This window comes from Ruegeria sp. N11 (genome assembly GCF_056531525.1).
Window position 1 is genome coordinate 37,748 of record NZ_JBQFLX010000029.1, and the last position, 10,095, is coordinate 47,842.

Annotated in this window: 9 protein-coding genes and 1 pseudogene; 8 read left to right on the plus strand and 2 right to left on the minus strand. The window is 52.8% G+C overall.

Annotated elements, in window-relative coordinates; translation table 11 throughout:
- Positions 1-70: 70 nt before the first annotated feature.
- On the plus strand, positions 71-1,330 hold the full coding sequence (gntH, locus tag ACR0J8_RS22295; protein ID WP_480892384.1) for a guanitoxin biosynthesis MBL fold metallo-hydrolase GntH: 1,260 nt from the start codon (positions 71-73) through the stop codon (positions 1,328-1,330).
- 185 nt (positions 1,331-1,515) lie between these two features.
- Here the strand turns inward: gntH and ACR0J8_RS22300 are convergent, their stop codons facing one another.
- On the minus strand, positions 1,516-2,460 hold the full coding sequence (locus ACR0J8_RS22300; protein WP_480527119.1) for an alpha/beta hydrolase: 945 nt from the start codon (positions 2,458-2,460) through the stop codon (positions 1,516-1,518).
- 119 nt (positions 2,461-2,579) lie between these two features.
- On the opposite strand from ACR0J8_RS22300, the gene ACR0J8_RS22305 reads away from it, so the two are divergent.
- From ACR0J8_RS22305 to ACR0J8_RS22330, 6 genes are all read left to right on the plus strand, one after another.
- A complete protein-coding gene (locus ACR0J8_RS22305; RefSeq protein ID WP_480892386.1) occupies positions 2,580-3,170 on the plus strand; it encodes a TetR/AcrR family transcriptional regulator in 591 nt (196 codons plus the stop codon).
- A 190-nt stretch (positions 3,171-3,360) separates the two neighbouring features.
- Positions 3,361-4,428 carry an L-glyceraldehyde 3-phosphate reductase gene (mgrA, locus tag ACR0J8_RS22310; protein ID WP_480527123.1) on the plus strand — a complete coding sequence of 356 codons (1,068 nt, stop codon included), beginning with the start codon at positions 3,361-3,363 and terminating at the stop codon, positions 4,426-4,428.
- Between the two features lie 609 nt (positions 4,429-5,037).
- Positions 5,038-5,733, plus strand: a complete 696-nt coding sequence (locus tag ACR0J8_RS22315) for a DUF374 domain-containing protein (protein WP_170617391.1) — start codon at positions 5,038-5,040, stop codon at positions 5,731-5,733.
- A gap of 88 nt (positions 5,734-5,821) precedes the next feature.
- Positions 5,822-7,345: an AMP-binding protein gene (locus ACR0J8_RS22320; protein WP_480527126.1), complete on the plus strand. Its 1,524-nt coding sequence runs from the start codon at positions 5,822-5,824 to the stop codon at positions 7,343-7,345.
- A complete protein-coding gene (locus ACR0J8_RS22325; protein WP_170682848.1) occupies positions 7,345-7,632 on the plus strand; it encodes an acyl carrier protein in 288 nt (95 codons plus the stop codon). The genes ACR0J8_RS22320 and ACR0J8_RS22325 overlap by 1 nt, the downstream gene beginning before the upstream one ends.
- The gene (locus ACR0J8_RS22330) at positions 7,625-8,482 is read left to right on the plus strand and encodes a class I SAM-dependent methyltransferase (RefSeq protein WP_480527128.1); all 858 of its coding nucleotides are present in this window, start codon (positions 7,625-7,627) and stop codon (positions 8,480-8,482) included. Before ACR0J8_RS22325 ends, ACR0J8_RS22330 begins: the two co-directional genes overlap by 8 nt.
- 129 nt (positions 8,483-8,611) lie before the next feature.
- Here ACR0J8_RS22330 and ACR0J8_RS22335 read toward each other — a convergent pair whose 3' ends face one another.
- The gene (locus tag ACR0J8_RS22335; RefSeq protein ID WP_480892391.1) at positions 8,612-9,139 is read right to left on the minus strand and encodes a hypothetical protein; all 528 of its coding nucleotides are present in this window, start codon (positions 9,137-9,139) and stop codon (positions 8,612-8,614) included.
- An 881-nt stretch (positions 9,140-10,020) separates the two neighbouring features.
- Here ACR0J8_RS22335 and ACR0J8_RS22340 point away from each other — a divergent pair.
- A pseudogene (locus ACR0J8_RS22340) lies at positions 10,021-10,095 on the plus strand (IS6 family transposase); the annotation flags it as partial.

A 10,095-nucleotide genomic window follows, 5' to 3' on the forward strand; every position in this document is an offset into this window, starting at 1 on the left:
CTGCGATCCTATTATGAATCGGCTTCAGACTGTTGAAAATTCCAGTTGACCCTGATCGGAGGCAATTGCAATGGCTTTTTCCGCGCAAAATAAAAACTGTATTTTGGCGTTCATATCTACGGTTTTTTTGGCTTCGGCAAACACTGTGGTCGCGCAGAGCAATGATCCATCCCAATGGTCGAGGACGGAGCCGTTTCCTAACCAAACTGTTTATTATCCAGGAACCGAGGCTCTGGGTCCTGACGAAATGCGAGTTGTCGCCTGTGGCACCGGTATGCCTCAGCCGCGTCTGAAACAAGCTGCGGCATGTTTCTTGGTTGAATTGGGAAATGGCGAAAAGTTTATCTTCGATATGGGAGAGGGATCCTATGAAAGGATCATGGCGCTTGGGATTCCACTGGATCAGCTGGATAAAGTCTTCTTGGGTCACCTGCACCTAGATCATGCTGGCGATTTTCCAGCCTTTTACTTCACCGGTCCCGTAAACAACCGTCTAACGCCTGTTCGCCTTTGGGGGCCCGAAGGCATCAAGCCTGAGTGGGGAACAAAGTCTTGGGCAGATCACATGAAGAAAATGTGGGCATGGGAAGAAGCGACTCGTGGGGCGGCGGTCGACCCTAGAGGGCTGCAACTTGAGGTTAACGAATTCGATTGGAAAATCGTGAATAACGTCATTTTTGACGAAAACGGTGTTCAGGTCAGAACCCTGCCGGCCATACATGGTGAACAATCAGTTAGTTTTCTACTTGAATGGAACGGTCTGAAGTTTGCTTTTTCATCCGACACGTTACCTACGCGATGGTGGAGAGAGCATGCGGTAGGTGCGGACCTTGCAATTCATGAGTGCTTCACCCCTCCAGATTTCATGATCGAGAAATATGGGTTTGCCCCTTCCGAAGCAATTTTTGTTGGTTCTCAAGGGCACACTTCCGCGCAAGCATTCGGTAAGATTATGTCCGAAACGGAACCAAGATTGGCGGTTTGCTACCACTTCCAAAACGATCATGACATTGCGCTGGCCGTCTATTCAGCAATCCGAGAGACATATGATGGGCCATTGGACTTGGCGGCTGATTTCATGACCTGGAATGTAACCAAAGATAATATTCGTACTCGTCAAGGAGTGCCCAATGAAGAGTCTTTCCCGGCACCAGTACAAATGCCCAAGCAACCGCCTGACTCAGCTGCAGAGTTCCCGTTCTCCGAATTTGATCTCGAGAGCATGGACCGCGAAGCGGCCAAAGCTACAAACGAAATGATCAGAGCATTCAACGAACGCACAGGAAATGACGAGGTCGGAGCTTATACAAGCATTCCCTTCCAAGAGTGAATAAGGCGTCGGAGCACCCCAAAGAATTGGAAGTACCGAGGTCGGATTTGTCCGCGAAGCAGACATTCATGTAAGTTGCAGCGATCGACCGCTTCGAGTCCGTAGCGGCCATTGCCGAACCTCGAGCTAACTTCCGCTTGTCGGCAAGGAGGCAGAGACCATTGTATGACCTCTGCCTCATCACTTCATCTATTGAAGAACTTAGCAACAGCATCGGTTGATGCCTTCACAGCCTCGGGCTTGTAGTAGAAGTCCACATGGGAGAACTCGTCAAACGCAAGTTCCTCGTGGTCGTTCGTCAGCTTCTCAACAAACTGGGTGGAGCATGGCGCGGTAAAGGCCGTGCTGCTGTAGATGGTCAGGGACGGCTGCACGATCTTGTCGGCATAAGCTTCTCCGATAGAGATCAGAGACTGCATTCCCTGATCGCCGATATGCATATTCGTGTAGGTCGGAACCGCGACCGGGCCTTTGGCACCATCGCGACCGTAATAGTCGTAGGATTCACCAGCCATCGGATTAACGCCCGATCCGACAAAGTCCTCCCGGGATTGCTCATCATTGAGGCCAAAGGGAGCGACATAATCCGGTTCGCCTGTTTCATACATCTTCTGCATCGAGGCGTTCGAGGCTGCGATCTGCTGGTTGACCATATCGCGGTCGGTCCATTGGAAACCGTCAGCCGCCATCATGCCCGACACCATAGCAATTTTCTTGATCCGATGGTCGGTCACAGCTGCTGACGCGATGATTGAGCCGCCCTGGCATACGCCCAGACCGTAAATCTCGTCAACGAACGGGAGTGTGCCGAGGTAGGACACGGCGTCCCAGGTGTTTTCGATTAAGCGAAACATGTAGCGGGATTGCTTGTGCTCCCCGGGCAGCGCAGGGGATGAGCCCATGCCGAGGTAGTCGAAACCGAGGTATATGAAACCCCGCGCGGCCATTTCCGGCCCGTAGGTGGCCGGGATCTGATCTTTGACCTGAGGGAACGGGCTGGCGCCCACGATGGCCTTGTAGGTCTTGGTCTCATCAAAGCCTTGGGGCAGGTAGAGATCGCCTGCCAAATCCACGCCAAAGGATTTGAAGGTGACTTCGTTTTTGCCTGCGGTCAGATGTTGGGTCGTCATGGTCTTGGTCCTTTCGGGGTCAGGCAGCTTTGCGCCTTGCTAAAGTAAATTGTTGTGTTTACTTATGGTGGGGAGATGGTGTTTATAAACACATCTTTTTACTTTTTGAGGTAGAAACCGTGAAACGCACTGAAAAGAAAAGAAAAGATATCATTGACGCGGCCATCGATGAGTTCAAAGAGCAGGGGTTTCTGGGGGCAAAGACCACTTCAATCGCCAAAAAAGCGAACGTATCGAGTCGCACGCTCTACAATCATTTCGAGAGCAAGGAGGCCCTTTTCGAGGCGATCTCACAGATCATGCTGGAGCAGAACCGGAGCATGGAGCCAGTGCCCTATGATCCGGATCGCGACTTCGTCGAGCAATTGAACGAAGCCTTGTGGCGCTACATTGGGGTGATCACAGATGAGACCGGCATCGGATTAAACCGGATGGTTATCTCAGAATTGATCCGTGACCTTGACCGGTCCCGGCAATTCTTCAGTGAAACCGCGACACATGACTACCCGATAACGAGGCTGATCAGCGAAGCCATGGATGCGGGTGTGCTCCGCAAAGCCGACCCAGTCTTGGCGACGAACCAGCTTCTGGCTCTGGTGAAAAACTTCTTCTTCTGGCCGGAGTTCTTCCTTGGTGAGAACCCCACGCCGAAAGACGTATTGGACGATTGTGTCGCGATGTTTCTAAAGCACTACAAAGCAGGCGTTTAATCGGCCATCACGAAGGGCAGGAAAGTCTGCGCAGCTGTCGTTCACGCCGAGCGCAGCGAAGTCAAAATGGCCTACGGCCGAGTTTCGGCCGCAACTTCTGTTCGTTGGAAGTGATTGCAGCAGGCTTTGCTGATGCCTGATTGCGATCTCGTTGAATTGACAAGGTGTGATGATCTAGGATTATGGAAAGATGAGCAAAGTGCAACGCCCTCCGAAACCCCGACCGCACCCTTATCTTCCTGATCCCGATCGCTATGAGCAAATGGTCTATCGCCGTTGCGGTCAGTCTGGCATAAAGCTACCCGCGATAAGCCTTGGGCTGTGGCACAATTTCGGTGGGGATACGCCGCAACTGACAAAGCGCGAGCTTTGCCGGACTGCCTTTGATTTGGGTATTACACACTTTGATTTGGCAAATAATTATGGCCCGCCGCCGGGATCGGCGGAAGAAGCATTCGGCGCAATTTTAAAAACTGATTTCGCAGGCTATCGGGACGAACTCATCATATCAACCAAGGCTGGCTATGACATGTGGCCAGGTCCTTATGGGGAGTGGGGATCACGGAAATATCTTGTGGCCTCATGTGACCAGTCGCTCAAGCGGATGGGGCTCGACTACGCAGATATTTTTTATTCCCACCGGTTTGATCCGGATACCCCACTGGAAGAGACTATGGGCGCTCTGGACTATATCGTGCGCTCCGGGCGCGCACTCTATGTCGGGATTTCAAGCTACAACTCGCAAAGAACGCGCGAAGCGCTTGCCATCTTGAAAGACCTTGGAACACCGTGCCTGATCCATCAGCCTTCCTACAACCTGCTTAACCGATGGGTTGAACACGACGGGCTATTGGACACGCTTGACGAAATGGGCGTCGGATCGATTGCGTTCACGCCTCTTGCACAGGGTATTTTGACATCGAAGTATTTGAACGAAATTCCTGCGAACAGTCGGGCGACCCAAGGCAAGTCGCTCTTGGACGGTATGATCAACGAACGTTCACTGGCGAGTGTCCGGGCTCTAAACGAGATAGCGGCATCGCGCGGTCAATCATTGGCGCAGATGGCGCTCGCTTGGGTCTTGAGGGGTGATCGGGTAACGACTGCACTTATTGGCGCTTCTCGACCCGAGCAGATCGTGGATTGCGCCGGTGCGGTCGAAAATATGGAATTTACCGACGCGGAACTCTTCAGGATTGATGAGGTCAGTGCGGAAGAGGACATTAATTTATGGGCGCTATCCTCGGAAACTGCGTAGGATTGCTGACGACTGTTATTTTGGTGCGAACAGGCTTTCTTGTACGATCGCTAGACACTTCCGCTTTGGGCTAGAAGCGGTCTTTCGACGAGTCAGAAGCTCGACTTGCAACCTAGTCCCGAAAGCAGGCATTACACTAATTGCGCTGATCTGGTGTTTTCAAAGGCTTTGCCGATTGCTCTGACAATCGGCTTGAGGCAGCTGTCGTTCGCAAATTTCGGGCTGACCGACTGCTCCTAAACTGAATTGCATCAATATTCAGCAGATACCGAAGGTCTAGCGCAGTGGACGATACGGAGCCGACGGCCACTCCGTTCACGAAGCAGTCGCTTACACCGAAAGCCGCGAATTACTAAATCGAGCCCAAACCGGAAGCGCCTCTGCTCTGGCAACAGCACGTGCAATAACATGAATGACCGAAGTATTCAGATCAGACGCAGAGAGATAAATTGCCAAATGGCCAAAAAACCTTCCTTGTGCTGAGTATCGACGCGCTGGCCCTGCCTGCTGAAGAGACTTGTTCATCGCAGCACAAGAATCTTCCAGCTCATTATTGCTTTCATTAACCCGGTTGCCGAAGATAGCCACAACGGTTGCCGGTGAAAAGTGATGGGAAAAAAAAGAAAAATTGCAGACATCCCGTGGCTCAACCGCAGCGTCGAAGCAATGGTAGCGGCATGGATTTGGCTGGCATTTTCGACATCAAGGTGGGAGAGGATCGGATTTGAAGACCTCGAAGACTCATTGCGGAGCGGCGAGCCAGCAATCATCGTGCTTTGGCACCAACGACTGATGATGTCGCCGTACTTGTTTGACCCTTCGCTTGGACCAATTTGTTCGCTTACATCCTCTTCAAGAGCTGGTCAGCTTGCTGGAAATGTCGTCAAACGATTTGGGTTGGGTACGATTAGCATGTCTTCGCACCAACGCCATGTCGCGCTGACGCGGGCGGTTTTGCGAGGCATTCGCGAGGGCGTATCTCTTGGAGTGGCAGCAGATGGCCCTAGAGGCCCAGCCCGGATTGCCTCGCTTGCCCCAGTAACCTGGGCACGCGCTTCTACGAAACGCGTTTTTTTGGTTAGTTACTCGGCGCGGCGGGTCCACGTCCTGCCGACTTGGGACAAGATGTGGTTTCCCGCGTTGTGGACTCGCGGCGTCTTGTTTTGCCAGGAATGGCATGAAGCTGTTTCGAGCGTTCCAGACGACATCGAAACCGAGAGGCTTCGACTTAGTTTGCAAAAAGCACTGAATGCGGTGACAGATGAGTCCGACCGCGCTGTAGGTCGTGTGCCCGAAGGGCGATAGAAGCAGTCCGGCAGGATTCACCATTTTCAGTTGATAGCTGACTCCGACTCGATCATCTTTTAGAAAATGGCATAAAGAGATTTTCCATATGAAAATATATTGGCCCGAATATTTTGTATTTGTTGGAAAATCGTCTCCAGATGGTGTGGCGGTTCCGAGGGCACGCATCGCCCGTCGCGCCGCGCTAATCGCGGAGCTTTTGAAGTCGAACGGTGTATCGCCGGGTGATCGCGTCGCCATGTGGTTGCACCGAGGCGAAGACCAGATCGCGGCAATGTTCGGATGCTGGTCCGCCGGCGCGGCTTTTTGTGTGCTGCCTTCCTTTGCGGGTCGGACTGCGACTGAACGGTCGCGGCACCGTGTGGATGATGTCTGGTCCGTTCTGCAGCCAAGACTGTTGCTCAAGGAGGCGGGCACAGGCTTGCCCGAGGCCTTGGATGCTACAGTTGACACGCTGGAGTTGCCGCAAGACGACGCCCAATCGGATTTATCCTTAGATCCAAATAGTTTTCTGGCAAATCGAAGCCCGGACGACATTGCTTTCGTCCAATTCACCTCGGGCAGCACAGGCGGGGCCAAGGGGGCCGTAGTTCGCTTTGGGCAACTTAAGGCCAACCTGGACGCAATAGCGCAGAGATCAAAGCTGTCAGAGACAGATCGGATGGTGTCCTGGGCACCTCTTTATCACGATATGGGCCTCATGGCAGTTCTGCTTCCATTGAGCCGCAAAGCGAACCTAGTACTCATGGAAACTGAACATTTTGTACGTCGCCCGGCCGCGTGGCTGGAAACGATTTCAAACTATGGTGGTACTATTACAACGGCTCCGCCCACAGCGCTGAAACTATTGACGCGCCGGACAGTCAAAAATGTGGACCTGACTGCTCTTCGATATGCATGGATCGGCGGCGAGATGGTGTTTCCGGCAGTGGTTGACGCTTTCGAGGAGGCATACTCCGCTGCAGGATTAAGCAAAGGGGTGGTGCAGCCGACCTATGGGATGGCGGAAACTGTCGTAGGCATTTCCTGTGGTGCTTCTGGTGAAACGTGGTCTGTCAGTAACGGGTACATCTCCTGCGGGCCAGTGCTGCCGGACATGGAGTGCCGGATCGTAACCGAAGACGGAACCAAGATTGGCGCCGGTGATGAGGGGCATATCCAGGTCCGTGGACCATCAGTTTTGAAAGGCTACCTCGGGCTTGAAGCATTCGCATCGGACGCGTGGTTTGATACGGGCGACTTGGGTTTCATGGATGGCGGTCGATTGTATGTTACCGGTCGAACGAAGGACGTGTTGAAGCGGGGCGCGGAAGCATTCCCTGCAACTGTGGTTGAAGCGGTCGCGGAAAATGCGCTGAACCTCGGCGTCGGACGCGCAGTGGCCTTTGCGTGCATACGTTCCGGCGCAGACCGGGAAGAGATTGTTCTCCTAGTAGAGTGTCGCAACTGGGATGATGATCAAGCCCGTAGGGTGGGCGCTGCAGTGGCTGGCGAACTGGGTTTACAGGTCGATGTAATCAGAAATGCGATAGGAGGGCGTTTACCGCGCACCTCCAGTGGAAAACTCATGCGCCAGAAGGCGGCGCAACTATTTAGGGAAGGACGGGTTTGATGGACCAGAAAAACCGGAATGACTGGACAGTTGATCGGCTGATATCAATTCTGCGCGATCTCGCCAGCGAGAAGGTCCTGCCGAACCATCTTGTAAACGGCCACATTTCGGGTTCGGATACCGTATCTACTCTGGGGATTGATTCCATTGGCGCCGTCGAACTCATCGACCATCTTGAGGCCGAATCTCAGGTCCTGTTACCTGATGATTTCCTCGACTTTGAAGACAGAATCGAAGACATTGCTGATCGCCTGAACTCGCTGAAGCCGGGGGCAGCCAATGACTGAATCAAACTCCGGGGCGTCGCAGGAAGCTATTGAGTTTCACTACGATATGCCCGCCGATTTTTTTTCGCTTTGGCTCGGCAGATCTATGACTTACACGGCAGCGCGCTTCACGCGACCGGGCATGACACTGGACGAAGCGCAGGACGAAAAAATCAACTATCACCTCAGTGCCGCGAATGTTGCGTCGGGGCACCGCATGCTGGACATCGGTTGTGGCTGGGGCACTCTGCTGAGCGCTGGGGTCAAACGACTGGGAGCCGCCTCGGCACACGGCCTTACACTGAGCCCCCTTCAGCATCGTTACATCGGGTCTTTAGGCCTGCCCAACGTAACCGCGGCTCTGCAAAGCTACGAACATCATGAACCTGAAGAGCCCTACGAGTCCATTGTCAGCGTCGGCGCTTTTGAGCACTTCGTGAAACCCAGTATGTCACGGGAAGAAAGGCTGCGAATTTACTCGGAACTGTTCCGGCGTTGTGCCGAGTGGATGACGCGAGATGGCCGGTTTTCCCTACAGACCATGACGTGGGGTGACGCTGGTCCGGCAGAGCGTGATATGAATAGGATACATGAGATTTTCCCCGAAAGTGACCTGCCAGAAATCGCGGACGTGATCGAAGCGTCCCATCCGCATCTGGAACTGGTTTCAATGGAAAACCGCCCGGAAGACTACCAATACACTCTGGCCGAATGGGCAAAGGGGCTGATAGCCAACAGTGACGCTGCGATCAGGATCGTTGGTGAAGAGCGGTTCAAGTTTTATCTGAACAGTTGCAAGGGTGGGTCCCTGCTATATCGACGCAGACGTTTCTATCTTTGCCGTTTCGTGTTCAGGCGCAGGGGCAGATAAATTATCCGGCCGCGAGCCGGGTTTCGATGCGTTTGACAGCATTGAACGTCGGCTTTCCTCAGTCTTTGAGACCGCTTTGCCAAAACAAAGCCGCCCACAACGTGAGCGGCCTTGAGAAATTGAGACAAATCAGTTGGTGAGAGAAGCATTGCATTCACGCGCCGCTTCAATCGCTTTCTTCGTACCGGCAAGGCTCACTTCGAAGGCAAAATTGCTCTCCGGCATTACGATCATGGCTTCGCGCTCCATCACATCTGCCGCGAAGTCGGGGTTGTTGGCCAACAAATAGCCACCCTTATACCCATCTGCCAGATTGGGTGGCGCAGCTGTTGTATCGCCGTAGTACAACTTGTTGTCCATGAGCAGTTCAACCTTGTCATCTTCGAACTCAATGTCCGCCTTGGTGAAGACCCCTATGTAGCCGAACTCCTTGTCTGGGGTCAGACCCATTTGCACAACGTTTGTATTCTCATCGACCCGTTCAATCAGGCAGGTATTCCGGCTCTTGTCTACAAAGATGTTCCAGCCGGATTCTTCGCCGTAGTTTACAAACTCTGCATTGTCTTTCGGCAGAATGTTCTTGTCCTTGGCGTGCCCTAACGTTGCCCCGAATGCGAGAACAGCCGAAACAAAAACAATCTTAGTTGTAGTTTTCATAGATACGCTCCCAAAAAAAATATCGCAAAATGAGGATGCGAAGATAGGCGGTAAACGCCGTTCTTGCAAACAAGCCTCAAAACCGAAGGGAAAGGGCTTCGTTTTTTCCTGAATTGCGGAACGATTTCGGTAGCCAAGCGTTTGATCATCTAACGCCGACCGGACCGGAATTCACCGACCCGATCGGCCACTAGCGACGGAAAACTCGTTACCCCCTCAATCCCCAAAAAACCCGCATTGTTCGGAGGGAAACCAATTGAACAACGCGGGAAGCAGTTTGGGGTATCCATTTTACGGTGCGGATCGCGGGTTGGATCAAAGTTCCCCGCGCCACCCTAACCTGAGATGATAGGCAACGCGGGGATTTAGTCTGCCCATGTGCCTTGCCAAACTATCTCGTATGTGCGTCGAGCCGCAGGTAGCAAAAAAGGTGCCTTGCCTACTAATTTTAGACTCTGCTGACTAACCTCGTGACCAACCAATCGCACGGCACGGCCACGTTTTCTAACGCGGGCCAGTAGGGTAGAGTATGGAAGCAAGCACCAAGAGAGTGAGAAACAAATTTAGCGCGCGCAAAAATACTTGATTTGGTGCATTTTGGATTCAAGTATTGGGGTGCGTAGCAAATCTTAATTACCTCTGTTGCTGCCGCATCCACCAGACGTGTCTGGTCGCCTCCCGGTGATGTAAGTGAGTGACGTCGCTGGGAGGCCATCTATTTCTTCTCAATGCACTGGTCCAATCATAACAATCTCCGAACTCGTATCAAATTGTGAAATAAGCCAAGGAAAGTCCGAATGAAATGGCATCGGCGTTTTTGACATGGTCTTGTCAGAAGAACTTTGCTTGAGCGGGGCAGGGCGAGTGCGTAGCTTTTGCCCATGACCAAACCTGCCTCTTTCAAGTACTTCAAAACCAGTCCCGAGATCATCCGCCTTGCAGTGATGCTGTACATC